Raw genomic sequence first — 25,137 nt, 5'->3', positions numbered from 1 at the left:
CTGCCGCCGTCGGTTTGCGCTAAGTCGATAGCGTGAACACGATTTCCGACGCCTTCCTGCTGTCCCTGCAGATGATGCTGCATCTCGATGCCGAGCTGCTGCGCATTGTCGGCCTGTCGCTCGGCGTCAGCCTGACCGCCGTGCTGATCGGCAGCGCCATCGGCCTGCCGCTCGGCGCCCTGCTGGCGCTGACCCGCTTCCCCGGCCGCAACATCTGTATTGTCGTCCTCAATGCCTGCATGGGCCTGCCGCCGGTGGTGGTCGGTCTGATCGTCTATTTGCTGCTGTCGCGTTCCGGTCCGCTCGGACCGCTCGGCTGGCTGTTCAGCCCGGCCGGCATGGTGATGGCCCAGGTGGTGCTCATCACTCCCATTGTCGCCGCGCTGTCGCGCCAGATCGTCGCCGATCTGTGGAGCGAATACGAAGAGCAACTGCGTTCGCTCGGCCTCACTCCGCTGAAAGCCATCGCCACCCTGCTGTGGGACGGCCGCTTCTCGCTCAGCACCGCCGTGCTGGCCGGCTTCGGCCGCGCGATTGCCGAAGTGGGCGCCATCATCATCGTCGGCGGCAACATCGCCGGCTATACCCGTACCATGACCACTGCGATTTCACTGGAGACCAGCCGCGGCGACCTGGCGCTGGCCATGGCACTGGGCATTGTTCTGCTCAGCATCGCCATCGGCATCAATGCCTCTGCCTCCACGCTCGGCAATGCCGCGCGCCGGCGGCAGGGCGCCTGACGCGGTGACTGCGATGCATGCCCGCGCCACACTACTGCCGCTGCGTCTGGACGGTGTCGGCTACAGCGTGGCGGGCCGCAGCCTGATCCGGGACATCACCCTGGATTTCGACACCGGTGCCCCGACCCTGGTGCTCGGCCCCAACGGAGCGGGCAAAAGCCTGCTGCTAAGGCTATGTCACGGCCTGCTGACGCCGACAACGGGCCGCGTCTCCTGGCAGGGCAGCGCCGCACAGAATCCGGAAAGCCTGCGCTTCGGCCAGGCCATGGTGTTCCAGAAGCCGGTGCTGCTGCGCCGTTCGGTGCTGGGTAATGTGGTATTTCCACTCAAACTGCGCGGCCTCGATCATGCCGCACGCACCGCCAAGGCAATGGCGGCGCTGGATCGCGTCGGTCTTGCCGCTTTTGCCGACCGGCCGGCCCGCGTGCTGTCGGGCGGCGAGCAGCAGCGCCTGGCCCTGGCCCGCGCCTGGGCGCTGGAGCCGCAGATCCTGTTCCTCGACGAACCCGCCGCGGCACTGGATCCCAATGCCGCCCGTCAGGTGGAAGGCATCATCGACAGCATCGGCCGTACCGGCACCAAGATTGTGATGACCACCCATGATCTGGGACAGGCCCGCCGCCTGGCCGGCGACGTGATTTTCCTGCATGGCGGCAACATGGCCGAACGCACACCGGCCAACCGCTTTTTCGACAATCCCCAGAGCGAGGCAGCCGCCGCGTTCCTGAAGGGCGATCTCACCTGGTAATGCTTGAACGGAGGAAACCATAATGAACCGCAGACATCTTCTTGGGCTTTTTGCCAGCACTGCTCTCGCACTGGTCGCGCTGCCCAGTCTGGCACAGGAAAAGTTCATTGTCGTCGCCAGCACCACCTCGACCGAACAGTCGGGCCTGTTCGGCCATATCCTGCCGGCCTTCACCAAGAAAACCGGCATTCAGGTGCGCGTGGTGGCCCAGGGCACCGGCCAGGCGCTGAAGACCGCGGAGAAGGGCGACGCCGATGTGGTCTTCGTGCACGATCCGGTGGCCGAGCAGAAATTCGTCGCCGATGGCTGGGGCGTCGACCGCCGTCTGGTGATGTACAACGATTTCGTCATTGTCGGCCCGAAGGCCGACCCGGCCAAGATCGCCGGCAGCAGGGATGTGATCGCAGCCTACAAGAAGATCGCCGGCGCCAAGGTGCCGTTTGCCTCGCGTGGCGACAGCTCGGGCACCCACGCGGCCGAACTGCGCATCTGGAAGGAAGCCGATATCGACGTGAAGACCGCCGGTACCGGCTGGTATCGCGAAACCGGTTCCGGCATGGGGCCGACGCTGAACACCGCCAGCGCCATGAATGCCTATGCCTTCACCGACCGCGGCACCTGGCTGAGCTTCAAGAATCGCGGCGACCTGACTATTGCCGTGCAGGGCGATGTGAAGCTGTTCAACCAGTATGGCGTCATGCTGGTCAATCCGGCCAAGCATCCGCATGTGAAGGTCGCTGAAGGCAAGGCCTTCGCCGACTGGGTTGTCTCCAAGGAAGGCCAGGACGCCATCGCCGCCTACAAGATCGAGGGCGAGCAGCTGTTCTTCCCGAACTACAAGCCCGGCGCGAACAGCTGATGCGCCGCATTGCTCTTGTCCTGATCGCAATACTGGGCATGAGCAACACCGTTGCCGTGGCGCAGGAACCGATCCGCCTCTATGCGGCCGGCTCCCTGCGCGCGGCAATGACCGAGATCGCCGCTGCGTTCAAAACCGACACCGGCCTGAGCGTCGCCGGCACCTACGGCGCTTCGGGCCTGCTGCGCGAGCGCATCGAAAAAGGCGAGCCGGCCGAGGTTTTCGCCTCCGCCAACATGGAGCATCCCCAGATGCTGGCGCAGAGCGGCAGGCTGGGCGCCGTGGCACTGTTCACCCGCAACGAAATGTGCGCGCTGGTGCACCCGGCGCTGGCCGTAACACCCGAGACATTGCTGGCCCGGATGCTGGATGCCACGGTGCGGCTCGGCACCTCGACGCCGAAGGCCGATCCTTCGGGCGACTATGCCTGGGAGGTTTTTCGCAAGGCCGATACCGTGCAGAGGGGCAGCTACACAAAGCTTGATGCCAAGGCGATGCAACTGACCGGCGGCCCCGCTTCGCCACCCCCGCCACAGGGGCGCAATGTCTACGGCATGCTGGTGGACCAGGGGCAGGCTGACATCTTCCTGACTTATTGCACCAACGCCGTGCTGGCCCGGCAGGAAACCCCGGCCCTGCGGCAGCTTGCCCTGCCCCAGGCTTTGCGCGTCGGTGCCGATTATGGCATGGGCGTTGCCGTGAATGGACGGCCGGAAGCAAAACGCTTTGCCGATTTCGTGCTTTCGCCCAGGGGACAGGCTATCCTGACGGCGCAGGGCTTTTCGCCCATCCGCTAACCGGGAGTCCCCCCATGAAGCTGAGCGCGCGCAACATCCTCAAGGGCAAGGTCAAACAGATCACCAAGGGCAAAACCACGGCGACGGTCAAGATCGCCGTTGGTGACGCTATGGTGACCGCCTCCATCACCATGGAAGCGCTGGACGAACTGAAGCTGAAAAAAGGCGAGACGGCCTACGCCATCATCAAGGCTTCGGACGTCATCGTCGGCAAGTGATGCGGCTCAGCCGGCGCGCCTTTCTCGGAACGGCGCTTGCCGTCCCCTTCGCGGCCGGCGCGCAAACGGCGCGCGAGATCGTCGACGATGGCGGCCGCCGCGTCAGCCTGCCGGCGCAGGTCGGCCGTGTCTATGCAGCCGGCCCGCCGGCCTCGCTGCTGCTGTTCGCGCTGGCGCCCGAGAAACTGCTGGGCTGGACCACATCATGGCGCGATCATGAGCGGCCCTTCGTGGCACCGGCCTATGCCGACCTGCCGGTGCTCGGCCGCCTGACCGGACGTGGCAACACGGCCAATGTCGAAACCCTGCTGGCGGCAAAACCCGACCTGATCTTCGATTACGGTACGGTGAATGCCACCTTCGTCTCGCTGGCCGACCGCGTGCAGGAGCAGACCCGCCTGCCCTATATCCTGCTCGATGGCCGCTTTGATGGCATGGCGACAGGCATCGAAAAACTCGGCGTCGCCGTCAACGAGCCGCAGCGCGCCGCCGAGTTGGCCGGCTGGGTGCGTGCGCAACTCGATCTGGTGACGACGAGGCTGAGCCAGGTGCCGCAGGGCCGCCGGCCACGCGTCTATTACGGTCGCGGTCCGCGCGGTCTGGATACCGGCCTCGCCGGTTCGATCAATACCGAGATCATCGAGCGCGCCGGCGCGGTGAATGTCGCCGCCGAACTGGGCCAGGGCGGGCTGGTGCAGGTATCGCTGGAACAGGTTCTGGCCTGGAATCCGGATGTGATCGTCACCATCGACCCGACCTTCCATGCCAGCCTGCGCGACCAGCCGCTGTGGCGCGGCATCCGGGCGGTGCGCGACGGCCGCGTCTATCTGGCGCCGAACGCGCCGTTTGGCTGGATCGACTTTCCGCCGGCGCTCAACCGCCTGCTCGGTCTGCGCTGGCTCTGTGCGATCCTCTATCCGGCACAGTTCCCGGAAGACCTCCGCACCTTCGTCACCGATGCCTATACCCGTCTCTACCATCAGGCGCCCGACAAGACGCAGCTCGACGCCATGCTGCGCTCGATGAACGGCCTTAGCCTGTGAACCGCACGGCTTGGGCCTTTCTGGCGGCCACAGGCCTGCTGGCACTGCTGGCGCTGGTCGCCCTCACCGCCGGACGCTTTCCGCTGCCGGTCGGCGATGCGCTGGTGGGCATTCTGCGCCGCCTTGTCGGGCAACCGAGTGGCCTGGATGCCGGCGCTGACAGCGTGCTGTTCGGCATCCGCCTGCCGCGCGTGCTCGCCGCCATCACGGTCGGCGCGGCGCTATCGGCGGCCGGTGCCGCCTATCAGCAGCTGTTCCGCAACCCGCTGGTCTCGCCCGATATCCTCGGCGTGTCGTCCGGCGCCGCCCTGGGCGCCGTCTTCGGCATCTTCCTCGGCCTCGATGTCTTCAGCATTCAGATGCTGGCCTTCGCCATCGGACTGGGCACCGTCGCTATCGTCTATGCCATCGCCGCCGCCGTCCGTGGACACGATCCGATCCTGACGCTGGTGCTGTCCGGTGTGCTGATCGGTGCCCTGGGGGGCGCTGGCGTCGGCCTGATGAAATATCTGGCCGATCCCTACAACCAGCTGCCGGCCATCACCTTCTGGCTGCTCGGCAGCCTCGCCGCCATCGCGCCCGCCGATATTCACGGCACCATCCCGGTGGTTCTGGCCGGGTTGGTGCCGCTCTGGCTGCTGCGCTGGCAACTTGACGTGCTGTCGCTCGGCGACGAGGAAGCGCGCAGCCTGGGCGTCAATCCCACCCGCGTGCGGCTGGCGGTGGTCGCCGGCGCCACGCTGATCACCGCGGCCGTAGTGGCGATCAGCGGCGTAATCGGCTGGGTCGGCCTGCTGGTGCCGCATCTGGCGCGCCTGCTGGTCGGGCCGCGCTTCGCGCTGCTGCTGCCGGCTTCGCTGCTGCTCGGCGCCGGTTACATGCTGGCGATCGATACCCTGGCCCGCGTGGCGGCGCGCATCGAGATTCCGCTCGGCATTCTCACTGCCGTGATCGGCACGCCGGTCTTCCTGTGGATCCTGCTGCGCACGCGCCGGAGTTGGCAATAATGGGTTGGCAATGACGCTGGACGCGCGCGATCTCGCCATCGGCTTTCCCGGCCGCATGCTGGCACAGGGCCTGTCCTTCAGCCTGCAGCCGGGCGAAGTGCTCTGCCTGCTTGGCCCCAATGGCGTCGGCAAGACCACCCTGTTCCGCAGCCTGCTCGGCCTGCAGAAGCCGCTGGGCGGACAGGTGCGGCTCGATGGCGCGGATATGGCGACGCTCTCTCCAAGCGAAACAGCGCGCCGCATCGCCTATGTGCCGCAGGCGCAGACCGGTTATTTCCCCTTCACCGTCTTCGATGTCGTGCTGATGGGACGCAACGCCCATCTGAAACCGTTTGCCGCGCCCACGGCAAAGGATCGTGCGGCCGCCATGGCCGCTCTGCAGCGTCTGGACATCGCGCATCTCTCCGACAGCATCTACACACGGATTTCCGGCGGCGAGCGACAATTGACCCTGATCGCCCGGGCATTGGCCGCCGAGACACGATTGCTGGTGCTGGACGAGCCAACCGCCAGCCTGGATTTCGGCAACCAGTTGCGCGTGCTGGACCAGATCGCCGGTCTGGCGCGGGACGGCATTGGCGTGCTGCTCTCCACCCACGATCCCGATCAGGCCTTTCTCTGCGGAAACCGGGTCGCCCTGCTGCAGCGCGACGGGCATCTCGATCTGGGCCGGCCGGAGGATATCGTCACCCCCGCTGCATTGCAGCAGCTCTATGGCATCGCGGTAGAGATCGTGACGGTCACGCTCAGCGACGGACGCCGCCGTCCTGTCTGCTTGCCGCAGCAGGGATCGACGCGCTAGCATCCGGCAAAAGACCGGAGGAACCATGGACACGCAGACCCTGCTGCGCCGCTTTGCCGAAGCCGTACAGAACCGCGATGGCAAGGGCTTTGCTGCGCTGTTCACCGAAGATGCGGTCTACCACGATGTTTTCTATGGCGCCTTCCACGGCCGGCAGAAAATCGCCGAGCTGGTGGATGACTGGTTCTATCGCACAGCCGAAGACTTCCGCTGGCATCTGCATGACCCGGTTGGCAATGGCACCACGCTCTATGCCCGTTACACCTTCTCCTACAGGTCGCTGCTGCCCGAAGCCGGCGGCCGGCGCGTGATGTTCGAGGGCGTGGCGATTTTCACCCTGCGCGATGGCCTGATCGCCGACTACCGCGAGGTGGCCAATGCCGGCCCGGCCCTGGTCGATCTCGGCTTCGCGCCCGAACGGGTGACCAAGATCCTCACCCGTGCCGGCGCCGAGCTGAAAAGCCGCGAAGAAGCCCGTCCGCATCTGGCGTAACAGGCTAGCCCGAATCGGCTGCGATCCGCTATGCAGATGGCATGTGCGGACGCTTCAGCCAGACCAAGACGCTCGACGACCTCGCGGCTTTTTTCGAGTTGTACGAGCTGTTCCAGCGCCCCAATCTGGCGCCGCGCTGGAATATCGCACCGACGCAGACGACCGCCGTGGTGCGGAACGCTGCCGGCAAACGCGATCTGGCTATGCTGCGCTGGGGCTTCGCCGGCCCGAACAATGCGCCGCTGATCAATGCCCGCAGCGAGACGGCTGCCGAGAAGCCCAGCTTTGCCGAAGCCTTCGTCCAGCGCCGCTGCCTGGTGCCGGCCGACAGCTTCTATGAATGGCAGGTGATCGAGGGCCAGAAGACAAAACAGCCCTGGCGCATCGGCCTCAAGGGCGGCAGCGTTTTCGCCTTCGCCGCCCTGTGGCAGCCCGAAGCCGCCTTTGGCAATGCCGAATGCTTCACCATCCTCACCACCGCAGCGAATGACTATCTAGTGCCGCTGCATGAACGGATGCCGGTGATCCTGCCGGTGGAGCAGTTCGGTCTCTGGCTCGATCCCGCCACGCCGCGCGGCATCCTGCAGCGCCTGATGCGCAGCTATCCCGCCGAAGCCATGGCGCGCTATCGGGTGACATCCGTCGTCAACGGCGTGAAGGCCGACGGGCCGGAATGCTTCGCGCCGCTCAATGCGGCGCTGAAAGCCGTCGCCTAGCCAAAGCGCTGGCCGCCATCCACGGTGACGGTTTCGCCGGTAATCCAGCTGGCCGCATCCGAGCACAGGAACAGCGCCAGATTGGCCACCTCTTCCGCCGTGCCCATGCGCCCGAAGGGAATCCCGGCGAGGATGCCGTTGTAGAGTTTGGGATTGCCGGTCTTCGCCTGGTCCCACACGCCGCCGGGAAATTCGATCGAACCCGGCGCCACGCAGTTGACGCGGATTTTGCTTTTCGCCAGCGCTGTCGCCTGGGTCATGGTGAGTTGGATCAGCGCGGCCTTGACCGCGCCATAGGCCGGCGTGCGCACGCTGGGCATCAGGCCGGAGACCGAGGAAATATGCAGGATGCAGCCGCCGCCGGCCTTTTCCAGATGCGGGATCGCCGTCTGGCTGGCGCGCACCGTGCCCATCAGATCAACATTCACCGAGGCGGCCCAGCCGGCTTCATCGTCGGTGCGGCCGAAGCCTGACGCGTTATTGACCAGAATATCGATGCCGCCGAGCGCCACGGCCGCCGCCTCGACATAACCACGCACCGCCGGACCGTCGCCCAGATCGCAGGCAGCCGCATGCACCTTGCCGCCGGCCTGTTTCAGCGCCGTTTCCGCTTCACGCAGACCACTCTCGCCCCGCGCGCAGATCGACACAGCGGCACCTTCTTTTGCAAAGCCCAGTGCAATGGCCCGGCCGATGCCGCGGCTGCCGCCAGCCACCACCACCCGTTTGCCCCTGATCCCGAGGTCCATGACATTTTCTCCCGTCTGATTGGCTTCAGCTTTGCCCAGGCAAAAGCGTCATGCAACGGCCCCAAGCCTCTGGTATGCTTCTTGCTGCCAATAACGGACAGATCGAGGTCCGGATGCCGCAATACACCGCCAGCCTGAATGGGACCCGCCATATCTTCGCCGACCTGAAGGCGCTGCTGGCCTGCGCTTCGCCGCGACGCTCGGGCGACGAACTGGCCGGCATCGCCGCCGTCAGCGACGAACAGCGCGTGGCGGCAAAGATGGCGCTGGCCGATCTGCCGTTGCGCGTCTTCCTCGACGAGGCGTTGATCTCCTACGAGCAGGATGAAGTGACGCGACTGATCGTGGACAGCCACGATGCTGCAGCCTTTGCGCCGGTCGCCTCGATGACAGTGGGCGAGTTCCGCGACTGGCTGCTGGGATATCAGGCCGATGGCGCGGCGCTGGCCCGGCTCGCCCCCGGCCTGACACCGGAAATGGTGGCCGCCGTTTCCAAGCTGATGCGCAACCAGGACCTGATCGCGGTCGCGGCGAAATGCCGGGTGATTACCGGCTTCCGCACCACGCTGGGCCTGCCCGGCCGCCTGGGCAGCCGGCTGCAGCCCAACCATCCGACCGACGATGCCGAAGGCATTGCCGCCGCGCTGCTGGATGGCCTGCTCTTCGGCATCGGCGATGCGGTGATCGGCATCAATCCCGCCACCGACAGCGTGCCCGATGGCATCCGCCTGCTGGAGATGCTGGACACCATCCGCCAGCGTTTCGAGATTCCGACACAAAGCTGCGTGCTGGCCCATGTCACGACGACATTGCAGATGATGCAGCGCGGCGCCCCGGTCGATCTGGTCTTTCAATCCATCGCTGGCACAGAGGCTGCGAACAAGGGTTTCGGTGTCGATCTCGCCATCCTGAAGGAAGCACAGGATGCAGCACTCGGCCTGAAGCGCGGCACGGTGGGCAGCAACGTGATGTATTTCGAGACCGGCCAGGGCAGCGCACTGTCGGCCGACGCGCATCACGGCGTCGACCAGCAGACGCTGGAAGTCCGCGCCTATGCGGTCGCCCGCGCTTTCAGGCCATTGCTGGTCAACACCGTGGTCGGTTTTATCGGTCCGGAATACCTGTTCGATGCCAAGCAGATCATCCGCGCCGGACTGGAAGATCATTGCTGCGGCAAGCTGCTCGGCCTGCCGATGGGCGTCGATGTCTGCTACACCAACCATGCCGAAGCCGACCAGGACGACATGGACAGCCTGATGACCTTGCTGGGCACCGCCGGCGTGAACTTCCTGATCGCCGTGCCCGGCGCCGACGACGTGATGCTGAATTACCAGAGCCTGTCTTTCCACGATGTGCTGGGCCTGCGTCATCTGCTGAAGCTGCGGCCGGCACCGGAATTCGAAGCCTGGCTCGGCCGCATGGGCATGCTGAACGATGACGGCCGCCTGCCGCCGCCAGCACCCGACAGCGCCGCCCTGCGACGCCTGACCGGCATGACGACATGAACGATGTGACCCGGGATATCTGGGCGCGCTGGCGCAGCACCACGCAGGCCCGCATCGGCTTGGGCCGCAGCGGCGACGCGATGCCCACGGCGCCGTTGCTGGAATTCCAGGCCGCCCACAGCCGTGCCCGCGATGCCGTGCACGGCACCGCCGATTTCGTCGCGATCGCCGCGCAGCTCGCGCCCCATCCAACCCTCCACCTGCACAGCCGGGCGGCCGACCGCGCCACCTATCTGCGCCGCCCGGATCTCGGCCGTCGCCTCGATCCCGCCTGTCTCGATACGCTCGCGGCTGCAGCCGGCGACTGGGATGTGGCTTTTGTGCTGGCTGATGGCTTATCGGCGCGTGCCGTGACGGCACAGGCCGTGCCGCTGCTGCAGCGCTGCTTTGCCAGGATGGCTGGCTGGCGCATTGCGCCCGTCGCCCTGGTGAACCAGGGCCGCGTTGCCATCGGCGACGAGATCGGCGCGGTGCTGAAGGCCGATGTGGTCGCCGTGCTGATCGGGGAACGGCCGGGCCTGTCGGTGGCCGACAGTCTCGGCGTCTATCTCACCTGGGCGCCGCAGCTGGGCCGCGTCGACTCCGAGCGCAACTGCATCTCGAATATCCATGGCAACGGCCTGCAGTCCGAACCGGCGGCCGAGCTGCTGGTCTGGCTGCTGACCGAAGCGCGGCAGCGAAAGCTGAGCGGCATCGCCCTCAAGGTCGATCCCGCCGCGGTCCTGCCCCCTACATGATGATGTCGCCGCCGTTGACGCGGACATGCTGGCCCTTGAGGTCACGCACCGACTTGCAGCCGCAGGCATGGGCGATGGCTTCCACGTCATGCTGCACCGCCTTGGCGTAATTGGCGACGCGCACCGCCTTGCGGGCAGGATCCAGCCCGCGCATGAAGCGCGGATCGTTCGAGGTCACGCCGGTGGGGCAATGGCCGGTGTTGCACTTCATCGCCTGGATGCAGCCGAGCGAGAACATGAAGCCGCGCGCCGACACCACATAGTCGGCACCCATGCAGATCGCCCAGGCCACCTTATCCGGCGTCAGCAGCTTGCCTGAAGCGACCAGGCGGATGCGCTGCCGCAGGTTATACTCGCGCAATCTCTGAGCGACGAGCGGCAGGGATTGGACGATCGACTGGCCGACATAATCGGCCAGCGGCGCCGGCGCCGCACCGGTGCCGCCCTCGGCGCCATCAATCTGGATGAAGTCCGGCGCGTCTTCAGGGCGCGACTGCAGATAGCCGAAGAAATCGTCGATGAAGTCGAAGCTGCCGACGGCCATCTTGATGCCGACCGGCTTGTCAGTGACCTTGCGCACGCGGTTGATCAGCGCGACCAGCGTCGGGATATCGGTGATGTCGCGATGGCGGCTGGGCGAGATCGAGGACTTGCCGGCCTCGATGCCACGGATACCGGCGATCTCCGTCGTCACCTTGGAGCCCGGCAGGATGCCGCCGCGGCCCGGCTTGGCGCCCTGGCTCAGCTTGATGCAGAACATCTTCACCTGTTCGAGATCGGCGATCTTACGCAACTTGGCTTCGTCGAGATTTCCGTCCTGGTCGCGCACGCCGTATTTCGCCGTGCCGATCTGGAACGAGATATCGCAGCCACCCTGCAGGTGATAGGGCGACAGGCCGCCCTCGCCCGTATCCATCCAGATGCCGGCCATCGCCGCGCCTTCCGACAGTGCCTGCACGGCAGCCGAGGACAGCGCACCGTAGGACATGCCCGAGATATTGAAAAAGCTCTTCGGCTTGTAGGGGTTGCCGACGATACCCTTGCCGATCCACTTGCCGGTGAAGTCCTCGACCTCGTCGTCGTTGATCGGGAAAGCCGAGTGCAGAAAATAGATATGCCCGGGCTGCTGCGCATCGACCTCGGAACCGAAAGCGACATAGTTCGACACGCCCTTGGCCGAGCGATAGACCCAGGCGCGGGTCAGGCGATTGAATGGGCGTTCCTCCCAGTCGGCGGTGAACCAGTACTGGCGGAAATACTCGCCCATGTTCTCCATGACATAGCGAAAACGGCCATAGATCGGGAAATTGCGACGGATCGCATGGTCACGCTGGATCCAGCGGTCGTAGATGTAATACCAGGACATGGTCCCGAAGCCGAGCAGCGCCAGCGCGGCCAGGATATACAACGCCACCACCATGATCGTCTCCCCACCCTTCGACCGCCGTCACTGCGGACGGTCGGACGAGCTTAGCACAATCAGTAATAGCGCCCCCGGATTAACATTCGATAACAGGATGTTGACAGATCATCGTGCTGCACTGCACAGCATCAGGAGCACCTGTTCAGGAGCGGGGGCCGAGCATGCTGCGCGGATCGGCCAGCCGGTCGTACTCGGCCTCGCTTAAATATCCCAGCGCCACCGCGGCCTGCTTCGGACTGATCCCTTCCGCGAAGGCCTTGTTGACGATCTGCGCCACCTTGTCATAGCCCAGATGCGGATTGAGCGCGGTGGCCAGCATGATCGAGTGCTCGACATTGCGCTTCAGCGTCGCCTCATTGGGCTCGATGCCTGCGACCAGACCGGTGCCGAAGACCTGTGCCGCATCGGCCAGCAGCTGGATCGACGTCAGGATATTGAACACGATCACCGGCTTGGCGACGTTGAGTTCGAAATGACCGGCGGCAGCGGCATGGGTGACGGTGACATTGTTGCCCATCACCTGGTAGCAGACCTGCAGCAATGCCTCGGCCAGGGTGGGATTGCGCTTGCCCGGCATGATCGACGAGGTCAACCCGTCATGCGGCAGCACCAGTTCAGCCAGGCCGGCCCGCGGGCCGGCGCCAAGAAAGCGAATGTCATTGGCGATCTTGGCCAGCGACACGGCAATGGTATTCAGCATGCCACTGGTCTCGACCAGGGCGTCATGGGCGCCCATGCCCTCGAACTTGTTCGGATTGGTGACGAAGGGCAGCCCGGTCAGGTCCGAAAGCTCGAAGGCAAAGGCCGTATCGAAGCCCACCTTGGCATTCAGTCCGGTGCCCACCGCCGTGCCGCCCTGGGCCAGCGGATAGAGGCGCGCCAGCGCTTCGCCGGCGCGCACGATTCCCAGCTCAACCTGGCGCGCCATGGCGCCGAATTCCTGGCCCAGCGTCATCGGCGTCGCATCCTGCAGATGCGTGCGCGCAATCTTGATCACATCGGCCCAGGCCACAGCCTTGGCGGCGAGTTCCTTATGCAGACTCTGCAGCGCCGGAATCAGGCGGGCCTTCAGCTCCAGCACGGTGACGATATGCATCACGGTGGGGAAGCTGTCATTCGACGACTGGCCGCGATTGACATGATCGTTGGGATGCACCGGCTTCTTGGTGCCAAGCGGCTGGCCCAGCAATTCGTTGGCGCGGTTGGCGATCACCTCGTTGGCATTCATGTTGGTCGCCGTGCCCGAACCGATCTGCCAGACCGGCAGCGGGAAGTGATCGTCGAATTTCCCGTCCGCGACTTCGCGGGCCGCCTGCTGCAGCGCATCGACGATCTCGTTCGGCAATTCGTCGAGTTTGGCATTGGCGCGCGCGGCGGCCAGCTTCTGCAGGCCGATCGCCCGCGTCAGCGCCGGCGGCAGTTTCTCGCGACCGATCTGGAACAGCGTCAGCGCCCGCTGTGTCTGCGCCCCCCAGTAGCGGTCGGCCGGCACCTCGACGGTTCCGAAAGCATCGCGTTCCTGACGGGTCGACATGGCAGGGTCCTTTCTCCTGGCCCAGAAGGATAAGGCATCGGCGTAACGGTTATAAGTATGCCTATGTATTATCCAGTCGAGCCGTGCAAATTGCACAATATTGCAGCAAACCCTTTGTTCCATCGGCCAACTGGCGGCGACCGCAAGCGGGGCCAGTCTGAAATCCGAATACAATCTTGGTCTTCGCAGCGAGTCGACGCCCGGCGGCTATACCTATGGACGAGATGTCGCAGGGCCACCGAACGGGCCGCATATCCGGCATGTATCGTGCATTGTGGGCCCTGTCTCGCCATACAAACAGAGTTATAAAAACAATGACTGCACAGGCTCACCATCTGCAGGTCCATCAGCTTATCGACGGCATCGAACGCGACGTCCAGGAGTTCGGTACCAAGAACGAAGAGATCGCCTTCCAAACCACCCTGCTGTCGCTCAATGCCTCGATCGAGGCGGCGCGCGCCGGCGAAGTGGGCCGCAGCTTCGCCGTCGTCGCGCAGGAAGTCAAAGCGCTGGCCAACCAGGCCTCCGACAACTCGAAACGCTTCCGCGAAGTGGTGCTGAAGCGCGTCGCCGATTCAAAACGCGCGGCGGAAGAAATCGTCGACCAGATCGTGAAGGACCTGGAAGGGCCGCGCCTGACCGACATGGCGCAGACCATGGTGCAGCTGATCGTGCGCAACCTGTATGAACGCACCTGCGACTGCCGCTGGTGGGCCACCGACGACGCCATGTGGCAGGCGCTGGCCGAACCCTCGGATGAACTCTTCGCCCGCGCCAGCGAACGCCTGGGCATGATCAACCGCTTCTACACCGTCTATCTCAACCTGGTGCTGGCCAACGAGAAAGGCCAGATCGTCGCCTCCTCCAATCCCAAGCAGTTCCCCCGCGCCGCCAAGGCTTCAGTGGCGCAGACGCGCTGGTTCCGCGAAGCCATCCAATCCTCCAGCGGCGACGACTATGTGGTCGACGATATCAGCCAGAGCGGCAGCCACGACAACAAGGCTGTCGCCATCTATGCCGCCGCCGTGCGCAGCGGTGGCCAGATCCATGGCGCGCCGCTCGGCGTGCTGGGCGTCATCTTCGACTGGGACAAGCAGGGCAAGAGTATCGTCAAGGACGAGCCGAGCCTGACCCCGGAAGAATGGCAGCGCACCCGCGTGCTGCTGCTGGATGCCAAGAACCGCATCATCGCCTCGTCCGACAACCAGAATGTCTACCAGACCTTCGCGCTGGAGACCGGCGACAAGCAGCGCGGCTACTACTACCAGCCCGACGGCACGCTGATCGCCTTCGCCAAAACCATCGGCTACGAAACCTATGACGGCCTGGGCTGGTACGGCGTCATCAGCCAGAAGCCGCGCTGATCGCAGGATTCTGCCACAGCCAGGTCAGCTCGTGCTTGTTGTGATGCAGGTGCAGCACATGGCTGCCCGGAATGGCCGCAAAGGCCCGTGCGGTCTCGTGATCGGTCTCGCCCTGGAATTTCAGCGTGCAGACCGCATTGCGCACATGGCCTGACGCCAGCCAGCGTTCGGCCAGTTTCAGCAGCCGGGCCGGATAGCAGATCACATCGGAACAGAGCCAGTCGACGCGGTCAAAGCGCGCCGGCTCCAGCGCAAAGGCGCTGCCCTGTTGCCACGAGACCGTGGGCATCTTCGCAACAGTCGGCGCCAGCGGCGCCTTGTCGATGGCGGTAACATTTGCGCCGAGCGATCCCAGCACCCAGGTCCAGCCGCCCGGCGACGACCCGAGATCGAGACAGATATCGCCCGCTTTCGGCAACCCGCCGCCGAAGAAGGCGGCATGCCGCGTCAGCCCTTCCCAGAGTTTCAGGTAGGCACGGCTGGGCGGGCCTTCACGGTCCTCGTTGAAATCGAACACGCCATTGGGCCGCGAACTCGAACATTGTGCCGCGAACAGCATGCGGTCGGGCGCCAGCAGGGTGAAGCTGCCCAAGGGTGCTGCGTGCAGCGGCTGGCCGAAGTTGAGCGGTTTGGCCGAGACATGCGGCAGCTTCTCGACAATCAGCTTGGCGCGGCCGTGATGCAGCGGCGCATAGGCCGCCCAGTTGCGCTGGATGCTCTTGAGTTGCGACGCCGCATCGCCGATGGAGGCAATGCCGACATCCTGCACGTCGTGCCAGATATTGGCGGCCCATGCGGCGTGAAGATTGGCGGCATGGCCTTCGCCTTCGGTCAGGAACAGCCGCTCATATTCAGCCGTGATCCGGCCGCCCAGCTCCTCGCGGAGCTGCGCCTCGAACCCTTCGGCGGCCATATATCCGGTGACGGTCATGACGATGGTGAGTGCCGGATCAGCGGCCCGAGATCAAGCGCCGTCCCTAGGTCGATCAGTGGCTTGGACAGCTCGGCCCGCAGAATCGCCCGCAATTCCTCCTCCATCGACCGGCAATTCAGGGCCGCCCGCAGCCGCAGTCTCACCTTCAGGTCGTTATCCAGGTTCCGGATCGTCACGCTGGCCATGGCCGTCGCCTCCTGTGCAATCACTGCAATCACTGTCATCACTGCTGCAAAACCGGGGTGTTTCAGCTTCGTTTGGGTTCGTTTCGGTTCGTTGGAGCTTCGTTTGGCTTCGCTGCGGTTCATTCGGCGTTCAGTCGGGTTCATTCCGGTTCGTTGGCGTTCGCGGCCATTGCCGGATCGATTAATACTGGAAATCCGCCAAATACACCCAATGAGAACATATAGTGAATATTGCAGCGTTTTCAAGCCCGGGAACGATGTTGCCAGCCTGTGGAAAATCGCTATAGTCCGCGCCCTTACATAGCTCCTTGCTGAACCCGGGTCGGGTTCGGCTAAAGGCCTGATCCGCCGGCACATGGTGTGCCGTCGCCGGGCCGCTAACCCAGAAGGAGAGCTGCCGATGGCGTTCTACGAGAACGTTTTCATCGCGCGTCAGGACCTTTCGACCACCCAGGTCGAGGCCATGGCCGCGCAATTCACCGACATCATCAAGGCCCAGGGCGGCGAGGTCTCCAAGACCGAGCAGTGGGGCGTTCGCAACCTCTCCTATCGCATCAAGAAGAACAAGAAGGGCCACTATGTCCTTCTGAACATCTCTGCGTCGGGTGCGGCGGTTGCCGAACTGGAGCGCAACATGCGCATCCACGAAGACATCCTGCGTTATCTGACCGTGCGCGTCGAAAAGCTGGAAGAAGGCCCGTCGGCCGTCCTGCAGAACAAGGATCGCGGCGAGCGTGGCGACCGTCCGGAGCGTGGCTTCGGCGATCGTGGCTTCGGCGGTGGTGGTCGTGGCTTCGGTGGCGACCGCGAGCGCGGTGGTGACCGCGGCGAACGTCGTCCGCGTTTCGAGCGTGAAGAATCGGCTCCGGCCGCTGCTCCTGGGGAGAATGCCTAATGTCGAGCACTGGTACCTCTTCTGAGCGCGGCGGCAAGCCCGCCGCCGGTGGCCGTGGCGGCCCCGCCCGTCGTCCCTTCTTCCGTCGTCGCAAGACCTGCCCGTTCTCGGGCGCGAACGCACCGAAGATCGACTACAAGGACGTGAAGCTGCTGTCGCGCTTCATTTCCGAGCGCGGCAAGATCGTGCCGTCGCGCATCACCGCAGTGTCTGCCAAGAAGCAGCGCGAACTGGCCCAGGCCATCAAGCGCGCCCGCAACCTGGCTCTGCTGCCGTTCGTCATCAAGTAAGGACCCAGCTGGTTTTCGCATAGAAAACCGGAACGACCTGCAACCATGACCATGACACGCAGCCTGATCATCGGCAGCCTCGCCGGCGTAGCGAGTGCAGTGCTTGTTCTGACCGCCACCAGCGGTCCGTTCGGCTTCCTGCTCTCCTATCTGGTGCCGCTGCCGCTGTTCTTCGCCGGTCTGACCCATGGCCTTCCGGCCATCGGGATCGCCGGCGCGTTTGGCGCACTGATCAGTGCGATGAACGGGCTGCAGGCCGGCGCTTCCTATCTCGTCATCTTCGCGGTTCCGGCCGCGCTGCTGACGCGACAGGCTCTGCTGGCCCGGCCGGCGGCGGAAGCCGCTGCCGGTGCCGAGGTCAACGACGGGCTGGAATGGTATCCGGCCGGCGGCCTGGTTGTCTGGCTGACCCTGTGGGTGCTGGGGCTGTTTGCCCTCGCGCTGCTGCTGACCGCGGGCCGCGAAGGCGGCCTGCCGGGCATGCTGCAGCCGAAGGTCGAGCAGGTCCTGCGCCTGATCACGACCGAAATGCCGCAGCGCGATGGCAAGGCCATCGACTATGTGGCTGCCGCCGGGAGCCTGGCTCGCGCCCTGCCCTCGGCTCTCGGTCTGGGCTGGCTCACCATGATGGCCGTCAATGGCACCATGGCCCAGGGCCTGGCGATGCTGGTCCGGCAGAACCGCCGGCCCACGCCGCATTACAGCGCCCTGACGCTGCCGCGTTATCTGGCAGCTGCCTTCGGTGTTGCAGTCATCGCCGGGTTCGTTCTGCCCGACGACATCGCTTACGTCGGCGCCACGGCGGCGACGGTTCTCGCCTTCCCCTTCTTCCTGCAGGGGCTGGCGGTGGTGCACGGGCTGGCGGCCAAGGTCGCCCTGCCGGGTCTCGTTCTGGCCGTCTTCTATGCGGCCTTGGTTTTGGTTAGCGCGCTGGTCGGTGTACTGGTCGTTATCCTGGGTTTCATCGAACAATGGGCGGGTTTCCGCCGGCGTTTCGCCGGGGCCGGAGCCAGCCAGGAGAAGAACTAATGGAAGTCATTCTGCTCGAACGCGTCGAAAAGCTCGGCCAGATGGGCGAAGTGGTGAAGGTGAAGGACGGCTACGCCCGTAACTTCCTGCTGCCTCGCAAGAAGGCCATGCGTGCCACCAGCGCCAACAAGGCGGTCTTCGAAAACCAGCGCGCCCAGCTGGAAGCGCAGAACCTGGCCAAGAAGGGCGAGGCCGAGAAGGTCGCCGTCAAGATGGCCGGTCTCAGCGTTGCCCTGCTGCGCCAGGCTGGCGACAGCGGCCAGCTGTTCGGCTCGGTCAGCGCCCGCGACATCGCGGAAGCTGTCACCGCCGCCGGTTTCACGCTGAACCGCAACCAGGTCAACCTGATCGCTCCGATCAAGACCGTGGGCGTCACCGGCGTCACCGTGGTCCTGCATCCGGAAGTCACCGTCGAGGTGAAGGTGAACGTTGCCCGCTCCGAGGCTGAAGCCGAGAAGCAGGTCAGCGTCGAGGCCCTGCTCGACGAAGGCGTCTCGATCGAGGACGAAGAGGCCGAGGGCGAAGCTGAGGCGGAAGCCCAGAACGCCTGATCCTCCGGACTGCAATCGGTCTGAAACGAATCGGCCCGGCAGAAATGCCGGGCCGTTTTGTTTTCGCACGAAAGAACGATGCCTGTGGATTACTTGGTTTTGCGCCAAGAATTGTGTGTGGAAATATCGACTTAGGAAGATCGGTTACCCACAGCTAAAATGCGGTGGATAATAAGCTGTCAATCGTATTTCGAAGTAGAACTGCGCAGGCCATTCGCCGTTAATGCGCCCCTCGCCAGCATGGCGACGCAGAACCGTCACAGTCCCTACCGCGGGAAATATCCCAGGATGGACAGAATGCGGTCGATGAACTGAACGGCAGAACTCAGGCGTGGGAAGAAGTCCGTAATGGCAGTTGTTACTCCCTTCACCGTCCCGATGCCCGGCAGCGACCAGGCCGGCACCGAACCGGCCTTCCGCACCCAGCCGCATAACCTGGATGCCGAGCAGGAGCTGCTGGGCGCCATCCTGGTGAATAACGAAGCGGCCATGAAGGTGTCGGGCTTCCTGGCGCCGGACCATTTCTTCCACGAAGCCCATCGCCGGATCTATGAATCGACCCTGACGCTGATCGAGCGCGGCGAGATCGCCAATCCGGTGACGCTGAAAGCCTATTTCGAGCGCGACGACGTACTGGCCAAAGCCGGCGGCACGGCCTATCTGGCCCGCCTCGCCGCCGCCGCCACTACCGTCATCAATGCCGAGGATTACGCCAAGGTGATCCACGACCTGGCGCTGCGCCGCCAGCTGATCACCATTGGCGAGGATATGGTCAACCGCGCCTATGACCCCAAGGTCGACGAGGCGGCGACGCACCAGATCGAGGAAACCGAACAGCGCCTGTTCAAGCTGGCCGATGAAGGCAGCTCGGAAGGCGGCTTCGTCTCGTTCAAGGAATCCATCGGGGAATCGATCAAGTCGATCGACGCCGCCTGGAAGAAGGGCGGCCTGTCGGGCGTCACCACCGGCCTGCGCGATATGGACAAGATGCTCGGCGGCATGCATCCGTCGGATCTGGTCATCCTGGCCGGCCGTCCGTCGATGGGCAAAACCTCGCTGGCCACCAACATGGCCTTCAATGCGGCTCGCGCCGGCATCCCGGTGGCCTTCTTCAGCCTCGAAATGGCGTCCGAACAGCTCGCCACCCGTATCCTGGCGGAAGAAACCGAAATCCCGTCGGAGAAGCTGCGCCGCGGCGATATCACCGACGACGAGTTCACCCGCAAGATCGTGCCGGCCTCCAAGGAGCTGGCGCAGCTGCCCTTCTATATCGACGATACCGGCGCGATCTCGATCTCGCTGTTGCGCAGCCGCGCCCGTCGCCTGAAGCGCACCAACAATATCGGCATGATCATCGTCGACTACCTGCAACTGGTGCGCGGCAGCAATTCGCGCCGCAACGACAACCGCGTGCAGGAAATCTCCGAAGTGACCCAGGCGCTGAAGGCGCTGGCCAAGGACCTGAACGTGCCGGTCATCGCCCTCTCCCAGCTGAGCCGCGCGGTGGAAAGCCGCGACGACAAGCGGCCGCAGCTGTCGGATCTGCGTGAATCAGGCGCCATCGAGCAGGACGCCGACGTGGTGATGTTCGTGTACCGCGAGGAATACTACGAGATGCGCAAGCAGCCCAACGAGGGCACGCCCGAGCATGTCGAATGGCAAGAGAAGATGGGCCGTATCGCCAACCTGGCGGAAGTGATCATCGGCAAGCAGCGTCACGGCCCCATCGGCCGCGTGGTGCTGCATTTCGAGAGCGCCTTCACCAAATTCAGCGACCATATCCAGAGCGACCATCTGCCCGAAGCCTACTGACGATAATGCCGAGCCCGATTTCGCTGTAGGCGCATATCCACGTATACGCTCTAACCGGAAAATAACTTTCTCATAAACTCGCTCGCAGCGAGTATCCCTCCGTTCATTCAGGCCGCCCGCGCGGCCCAGGCTGACGTCGCAGTGACGACCGGCCGCCATCCGGAGGGAAATCATGCAGCTTGTCAGCAATTTAAAGATCGGCACACGGATCATTGCCATCCTGATCCTGTTCGCCTGCGGCCTGGTCGGCGTCACGCTGATCGGCCTGAACGGCCTGCGCACCTATGACGACAGTGTCAACGAGATGCAGAGCATGGCCGATCGCGCCCTCTATGCCCTGAAGGCCAGCCGCGCCATGAGCGACACGGCAGCGGAATCACGCGGCCTCTACACCGCCACTACGCCGGCCGAAGTCACCACGCAGGTGGAACGCCTGAACCGCGCCACCAAGGAATTCGAAGACACCATCGCGCCCTATGAAGCGTCGCAGCCGGCCGACCGGCGCGCCGCCTTCCAGGCTCGCAAGCAGCAGATGGTGGAATTCATCAAATACCGCCGTGAAGTCGCCCGCATCGGGCAGACCAGTGGCGCGGCCGCCGCCCGCGAGTTCGGCAACCAGCCGCAATATGTCACCCTGCGCGAGACCCTGGATAAAGACCTCGATGCGGCAATCGACCGCAATGACCAGGGAATCCGGGATATCTCTGCCAAGCTGGATGCCTTCATTATCACCGAAACCCAGCTGCTGATCGGCCTGTCCGCCGCCATTATCATCGGCTCGCTGCTGCTCGGCTTCGGCCTGTCGTCCCTGACGATCACCCGGCCGATCAATCGCCTTGCCGCCGGCATGCGCACGTTGGCCGATGGCAACACCAAGACCGAAGTGTTCGGCGCCGGTCGCGGCGACGAGATCGGTGTGATGGCCAAGACCGTGCAGGTGTTCAAGGACAACATGATCGCCCGCGAAAAGGCCGAAGCCGATATCGCCGAACAGCGCCGCATCGCCGAGGAGCAGCGCACCGCCCGCGAGACCCGCGAGCGCAAAGCCATCGAGGAAATCTCCGGCCTCTGCGACAAGGTGGTGGACGGCAACCTGGACACCCGCCTGAACGAAGCCGACAAGGAGGGCTTCCTGCTCACCATCAGCCAGCGTCTGAACGGCCTGACCGGCATGCTGCAGCAGATGAGCAATGAAATGGCCAAGGTGACCGGCAACATGGCCCAGGGCAACCTGACCCATGACGTGACCGGCAGCTATCGCGGCGTCTTCGGCATGCTGAAGGACAGCGTCAACACCATGGCGACCAAGCTGCGCGAGATCGCCGGCGAACTGAACCAGAGTGCCGCAGCCGTGAAGGAAGCCTCGGCCGAAATTTCGACCGGCAGCCAAGACCTGGCTAGCCGCACGGAATCACAGGCCGCCTCGATCGAGGAAACCGCCGCCTCGATGCATGAGATCACCGCCACGGTGAAGCAGAATGCCGACAATGCGGCGGCGGCCAACCAGCTCGCCACTGTGGCGCGCGATGCCGCCGACAAGGGCGGCGCCGTGATGGAGAATGTCGTCACGGCGATGGGGCAGATCGAGGGCAGCGCCCAGAAGATCAGCGACATCGTCTCGCTGATCGACGAGATCGCCTTCCAGACCAACCTGCTGGCCTTGAACGCCAGTGTCGAAGCCGCACGCGCCGGCGAAGCCGGCAAGGGTTTTGCCGTGGTGGCGCAGGAGGTTCGTTCGCTGGCCCAGCGTGCCGCCAATGCCTCGAAGGACATCAAGGGGCTGATCAATGCTTCGAACAGCCAGGTCCGCGAGGGCGGCAAGCTGGTCGGCCAGGCCGGCGAAAGCCTGACCGAGATCGTCGGCGCCGTGAAGAAGGTCAGCGATATCGTCGCCGAGATCGCATCCGCGTCGCGCGAACAGGCCACCGGCCTGGAACAGGTCAACACTGCCGTCGGCAGCATGGACGAGATGACCCAGCGCAACGGCGCCCTGGTGGAAGAAACCTCGGCTGCCGCCCAGTCGCTGTCGCTGCAGGCCAGCCAGCTCGCCCAGCTGGTCAGCTTCTTCCGCACCGACGACCGCACGGGTATGCTGCCGAAAGCCGCCTGACCGAAAGGACATGACAATGGATCGCCTCGATGCCCTGCTCGTCAATATCGGCGACCAGACTTATGCCCTGCCGCTGCTGCAGATCCAGGAAATCCGCGGCTGGTCGCCGGTCTCGCCGTTGCCCGATACCGATATTTCCTGCCTGGGCGTCATCAATCTGCGTGGCAATGTGCTGCCGGTCTTCGATGCGCGCATGATACTGGGCAAGACAACCACGCCGCCGCGCCCGCAGGATGTGATCGTGGTCGCGGTGCTGAATGCGAAACCGCTCGGCTTGCTGGTCGACAGCGTGTCCGACATCGTCGAGATCGATGCCGCGAATATCAGCCATGCCGAATCCGGCGAGGCCTGGTCGTCGGGCCTGCTGGATGGCATTGCCACCGTGGGCGAAAAGCTGGTGCCGCTTCTGGCGATCCACAAGCTGGCCGGTTCGCGCCTGCCGACCCAGTTGCCAGCCCAGTTGCCGGCGGTGGACGAAGCCGCTTAACCGCGAAAAAACCAGACGCGCAGGATTTCCTGCGACGGCCCGTGTTGTTGGGGGACGGTGGCGAAAAGGCTGCCGTCCCCTTTCGCAACCCAGGAGTCCGTCATGTCGATCCGCAATGCCCTCCTCGCCGCCAGTGTGATTGCCGCCGGGTTCAGCGGCGGCCTCGCCTTCGCCCAGCCGGCCCAGCAGCCCGGTGCATCGCCGGCCGCGCCGCATACGCAACGCGTCGAACGCCCCGCGCCCGGCCGCTTCATCGAAGGCCGCATCGCCTTCCTCAAGGCCGAACTGAAGCCGACCGCGGCGCAGCAGCCGCTGTTCGACAAGCTGGCCGATGAACTGCGTGTCAGCGCCAAGGCGATGGAAGCGCGCCACGAGGCGCGCAAGCAGCAGGCCAGCATCCGCCCGACCTCGGCCCTGGAAAAGCTGGAGCAGCGCCAGGGTGCAATGAAGGACGCCATCGCCGCGCAGGATCGCTACCTGGCCGCCTTCCGCCCGCTGTACCAGTCGCTGTCGGATGAGCAGAAGAAGACGGCCGACCAGCTGTTCGCCGGCCCCATGGGCGGCTCGATGCCGGGCAAGCCGGGCCCGCGCCATCACTGACAAGAGCCTGTGACTGCGGTCACCGAAACGGGGCCCTCACGGGCCCCGTTTTGCGTCACAGGCCGGCCTGCAGGTCCGTCTGTGCTCCCGTAAGAAGGAGAAAACCCATGACCCAGCGCCTCGACTACCGTCAGCACAGTCCCGAAGCCATCAAGGGACTGTTCGCAGTCCAGCCCCATCTGACCACCGCCCTGCCCCGCCCCTTCCTGGATATCGTCTGGATCCGCGTGTCGCAGATCAACGGCTGCGCCTACTGCGTCGACCAGCATACCAAGGACGCGCTCAGGCACGGCGCCACCGACCGCAAGCTGCATCATATTGCCATCTGGTGGGAGTCGCCGCTATTCGACGACAAGGAACGCGCCGCCCTAGCCTATGCCGAAGCCGTCACCCGGCTGGAACACCAGCGTGTCGCCGATGATGTCTATGACGCCGTGAAGGCCGTGTTCGATGAGCGCACGGTGGTCGACCTGACCATCGCCATTGCATCGATGAATGCCTGGAACCGGCTGGCCATTGCCTTCCGCAAGGGCGCGCCGGCCTGAGGCCTGCCGACGGGATACTGTCGTTTCGAGCGTGGTCCATGCTACATCTGTGGCATGGACGTCTCGACGGCAACCTCCCCCTTCTCTCCATTCCTGCTCGGTGTACTGGCCAGTGTGGTGGCCGGTTTCGGCGCCACCGCTGTCGGCGCCCTGCCGGTCTTCGTGCTGCGCACGATCAAGGACACCACCCAGAACCTGATGCTGGCCTTTGCCGCCGGCGTGATGCTGGCTGCGACCTTCTTTTCCCTGCTGCTGCCGGCACTCGAGCAGGCCGAGCAAAGCCTGGCGCGCAGCCCGGCGGCGCTGAGCGTCATCGTCGCGCTGCTGGTTGGCGCCATGACCATGCATCTGGCCCACCGTTTCGCACCGCATGAGCATTTCGGCGAAAAGGGCCGCGAAGGCGCCGACAATTCGCGGCTTGCCCGGGTCTGGCTGTTTGTCATCGCCATCGCCCTGCATAACTTCCCCGAAGGCCTGGCGGTCGGCGTCGGCGCCGCCAGCGGCGACCTGACCAGCGGCATGGGCGTCACGCTGGGCATCGGCCTGCAGAATCTGCCCGAAGGCCTCGCCGTCGCCGTGGCCCTGCGCGGTGAAGGCTATACGCGTCAGCGCGCCTTTCTGATCGCCGCCCTGACCGGCCTGCTGGAACCCCTGGGCGGCGTTGTGGGTGCAGGCGCCGTGGCGCTCTCGGCCGGGCTGCTGCCCTGGGCGCTTGCCTTTGCCGCCGGCGCCATGCTGTTCATCATTTCATCCGAAGTGATCCCGGAAACCCATCGCCATGGGGCCGAGCGCGGCGCCACGACAGCCCTGTTCGGCGGCTTTGTCGTGATGCTGTATCTGGATGTCGCCCTGGGCTAGGCCCGCCATCCCGCCGTCCCTGAACCGTCTTACAAGCCCCGTTCCCCGTTCGCTCCGGACGCGATAGAATATATATCGTTGGAATACTAACGATAATGGTGGCTGT

Annotated in this window: 28 protein-coding genes; 23 read left to right on the top strand and 5 right to left on the bottom strand. The window is 64.7% G+C overall.

The window, feature by feature from the left end:
- Positions 1-32: 32 nt before the first annotated feature.
- The 10 genes from AC1ROT_RS19440 to AC1ROT_RS19395 are packed head-to-tail and all read left to right on the top strand — an operon-like array spanning position 33 to position 7,423.
- Positions 33-740 (top strand): ABC transporter permease, encoded by a 708-nt coding sequence (locus AC1ROT_RS19440; protein ID WP_492970891.1) that lies wholly within the window; start codon positions 33-35, stop codon positions 738-740.
- Positions 741-753: 13 nt separating this feature from the next.
- Entirely contained in the window at positions 754-1,488 is a 735-nt protein-coding gene (locus AC1ROT_RS19435) for an ATP-binding cassette domain-containing protein (protein WP_493001182.1), read from the top strand.
- A 19-nt stretch (positions 1,489-1,507) separates the two neighbouring features.
- Positions 1,508-2,347 carry an ABC transporter substrate-binding protein gene (locus AC1ROT_RS19430; RefSeq protein WP_493001180.1) on the top strand — a complete coding sequence of 280 codons (840 nt, stop codon included), beginning with the start codon at positions 1,508-1,510 and terminating at the stop codon, positions 2,345-2,347.
- Positions 2,347-3,144, top strand: a complete 798-nt coding sequence (locus tag AC1ROT_RS19425; RefSeq protein ID WP_493000978.1) for a molybdate ABC transporter substrate-binding protein — start codon at positions 2,347-2,349, stop codon at positions 3,142-3,144. The genes AC1ROT_RS19430 and AC1ROT_RS19425 overlap by 1 nt, the downstream gene beginning before the upstream one ends.
- 14 nt (positions 3,145-3,158) lie before the next feature.
- A complete protein-coding gene (locus tag AC1ROT_RS19420; RefSeq protein ID WP_493000976.1) occupies positions 3,159-3,362 on the top strand; it encodes a TOBE domain-containing protein in 204 nt (67 codons plus the stop codon).
- Positions 3,362-4,405, top strand: a complete 1,044-nt coding sequence (locus tag AC1ROT_RS19415; RefSeq protein WP_492970894.1) for an iron ABC transporter substrate-binding protein — start codon at positions 3,362-3,364, stop codon at positions 4,403-4,405. The genes AC1ROT_RS19420 and AC1ROT_RS19415 overlap by 1 nt, the downstream gene beginning before the upstream one ends.
- Positions 4,402-5,412 carry a FecCD family ABC transporter permease gene (locus AC1ROT_RS19410; RefSeq protein WP_493000975.1) on the top strand — a complete coding sequence of 337 codons (1,011 nt, stop codon included), beginning with the start codon at positions 4,402-4,404 and terminating at the stop codon, positions 5,410-5,412. The genes AC1ROT_RS19415 and AC1ROT_RS19410 overlap by 4 nt, the downstream gene beginning before the upstream one ends.
- 10 nt (positions 5,413-5,422) lie before the next feature.
- Positions 5,423-6,214, top strand: a complete 792-nt coding sequence (locus tag AC1ROT_RS19405) for an ABC transporter ATP-binding protein (RefSeq protein WP_493000973.1) — start codon at positions 5,423-5,425, stop codon at positions 6,212-6,214.
- A gap of 25 nt (positions 6,215-6,239) precedes the next feature.
- Entirely contained in the window at positions 6,240-6,707 is a 468-nt protein-coding gene (locus AC1ROT_RS19400; protein WP_493000971.1) for a nuclear transport factor 2 family protein, read from the top strand.
- Between the two features lie 41 nt (positions 6,708-6,748).
- On the top strand, positions 6,749-7,423 hold the full coding sequence (locus AC1ROT_RS19395; RefSeq protein ID WP_493000970.1) for an SOS response-associated peptidase: 675 nt from the start codon (positions 6,749-6,751) through the stop codon (positions 7,421-7,423).
- On the opposite strand, the gene AC1ROT_RS19390 is transcribed toward AC1ROT_RS19395, so the two are convergent.
- The gene (locus AC1ROT_RS19390) at positions 7,420-8,172 is read right to left on the bottom strand and encodes an SDR family NAD(P)-dependent oxidoreductase (protein ID WP_493000968.1); all 753 of its coding nucleotides are present in this window, start codon (positions 8,170-8,172) and stop codon (positions 7,420-7,422) included. The genes AC1ROT_RS19395 and AC1ROT_RS19390 overlap by 4 nt on opposite strands.
- A 113-nt stretch (positions 8,173-8,285) precedes the next feature.
- On the opposite strand from AC1ROT_RS19390, the gene AC1ROT_RS19385 reads away from it, so the two are divergent.
- A complete protein-coding gene (locus AC1ROT_RS19385) occupies positions 8,286-9,677 on the top strand; it encodes an ethanolamine ammonia-lyase subunit EutB (protein WP_493001178.1) in 1,392 nt (463 codons plus the stop codon).
- Positions 9,674-10,414, top strand: a complete 741-nt coding sequence (eutC, locus tag AC1ROT_RS19380; RefSeq protein ID WP_493000966.1) for an ethanolamine ammonia-lyase subunit EutC — start codon at positions 9,674-9,676, stop codon at positions 10,412-10,414. The genes AC1ROT_RS19385 and eutC overlap by 4 nt, the downstream gene beginning before the upstream one ends.
- On the opposite strand, the gene AC1ROT_RS19375 is transcribed toward eutC, so the two are convergent.
- Both AC1ROT_RS19375 and AC1ROT_RS19370 read right to left on the bottom strand, forming a co-directional pair.
- Positions 10,407-11,834 (bottom strand): FMN-binding glutamate synthase family protein, encoded by a 1,428-nt coding sequence (locus AC1ROT_RS19375; protein ID WP_493000964.1) that lies wholly within the window; start codon positions 11,832-11,834, stop codon positions 10,407-10,409. The genes eutC and AC1ROT_RS19375 overlap by 8 nt on opposite strands.
- Before the next feature lie 145 nt (positions 11,835-11,979).
- Positions 11,980-13,371 carry a class II fumarate hydratase gene (locus tag AC1ROT_RS19370; protein WP_493000962.1) on the bottom strand — a complete coding sequence of 464 codons (1,392 nt, stop codon included), beginning with the start codon at positions 13,369-13,371 and terminating at the stop codon, positions 11,980-11,982.
- A 314-nt stretch (positions 13,372-13,685) separates the two neighbouring features.
- Between AC1ROT_RS19370 and AC1ROT_RS19365 the strand changes: the two genes are divergently transcribed.
- On the top strand, positions 13,686-14,735 hold the full coding sequence (locus AC1ROT_RS19365) for a methyl-accepting chemotaxis protein (protein WP_493000960.1): 1,050 nt from the start codon (positions 13,686-13,688) through the stop codon (positions 14,733-14,735).
- Here the strand turns inward: AC1ROT_RS19365 and AC1ROT_RS19360 are convergent.
- Positions 14,716-15,666, bottom strand: coding sequence for an SAM-dependent methyltransferase (locus AC1ROT_RS19360; RefSeq protein ID WP_493000959.1), 951 nt, complete (start codon positions 15,664-15,666; stop codon positions 14,716-14,718). The genes AC1ROT_RS19365 and AC1ROT_RS19360 overlap by 20 nt on opposite strands.
- Positions 15,663-15,977: a FitA-like ribbon-helix-helix domain-containing protein gene (locus tag AC1ROT_RS19355; protein ID WP_493000956.1), complete on the bottom strand. Its 315-nt coding sequence runs from the start codon at positions 15,975-15,977 to the stop codon at positions 15,663-15,665. Before AC1ROT_RS19355 ends, AC1ROT_RS19360 begins: the two co-directional genes overlap by 4 nt.
- A 277-nt stretch (positions 15,978-16,254) precedes the next feature.
- Here AC1ROT_RS19355 and rpsF point away from each other — a divergent pair, with 277 nt between their 5' ends.
- From rpsF to AC1ROT_RS19305, 10 genes are all read left to right on the top strand, one after another.
- Positions 16,255-16,749: a 30S ribosomal protein S6 gene (gene rpsF, locus AC1ROT_RS19350; RefSeq protein ID WP_492970907.1), complete on the top strand. Its 495-nt coding sequence runs from the start codon at positions 16,255-16,257 to the stop codon at positions 16,747-16,749.
- A complete protein-coding gene (gene rpsR / locus AC1ROT_RS19345; RefSeq protein WP_492970908.1) occupies positions 16,749-17,039 on the top strand; it encodes a 30S ribosomal protein S18 in 291 nt (96 codons plus the stop codon). The genes rpsF and rpsR overlap by 1 nt, the downstream gene beginning before the upstream one ends.
- A 45-nt stretch (positions 17,040-17,084) precedes the next feature.
- Positions 17,085-18,068 (top strand): DUF2232 domain-containing protein, encoded by a 984-nt coding sequence (locus tag AC1ROT_RS19340; protein ID WP_493000954.1) that lies wholly within the window; start codon positions 17,085-17,087, stop codon positions 18,066-18,068.
- Entirely contained in the window at positions 18,068-18,619 is a 552-nt protein-coding gene (rplI, locus tag AC1ROT_RS19335) for a 50S ribosomal protein L9 (RefSeq protein ID WP_492970910.1), read from the top strand. Before AC1ROT_RS19340 ends, rplI begins: the two co-directional genes overlap by 1 nt.
- 348 nt (positions 18,620-18,967) lie before the next feature.
- A complete protein-coding gene (locus tag AC1ROT_RS19330) occupies positions 18,968-20,431 on the top strand; it encodes a replicative DNA helicase (RefSeq protein ID WP_492970911.1) in 1,464 nt (487 codons plus the stop codon).
- Between the two features lie 172 nt (positions 20,432-20,603).
- A complete protein-coding gene (locus AC1ROT_RS19325) occupies positions 20,604-22,541 on the top strand; it encodes a methyl-accepting chemotaxis protein (protein WP_493000952.1) in 1,938 nt (645 codons plus the stop codon).
- 16 nt (positions 22,542-22,557) lie between these two features.
- Complete coding sequence (locus AC1ROT_RS19320; RefSeq protein WP_493000951.1) at positions 22,558-23,028, top strand: chemotaxis protein CheW; 471 nt, start codon at positions 22,558-22,560, stop codon at positions 23,026-23,028.
- Between the two features lie 102 nt (positions 23,029-23,130).
- Entirely contained in the window at positions 23,131-23,628 is a 498-nt protein-coding gene (locus AC1ROT_RS19315; RefSeq protein WP_493000950.1) for a Spy/CpxP family protein refolding chaperone, read from the top strand.
- Between the two features lie 107 nt (positions 23,629-23,735).
- On the top strand, positions 23,736-24,173 hold the full coding sequence (locus tag AC1ROT_RS19310; protein WP_493000948.1) for a carboxymuconolactone decarboxylase family protein: 438 nt from the start codon (positions 23,736-23,738) through the stop codon (positions 24,171-24,173).
- Between the two features lie 54 nt (positions 24,174-24,227).
- Positions 24,228-25,031, top strand: coding sequence for a ZIP family metal transporter (locus AC1ROT_RS19305; protein ID WP_493000947.1), 804 nt, complete (start codon positions 24,228-24,230; stop codon positions 25,029-25,031).
- Positions 25,032-25,137 lie beyond the last annotated feature (106 nt).

The organism is Ferrovibrio sp. GW821-FHT12E11 (assembly GCF_058806975.1).
The sequence above is the reverse complement of the archived record's forward strand: the minus strand, read 5'-3'. Positions and strand labels throughout refer to the sequence as shown.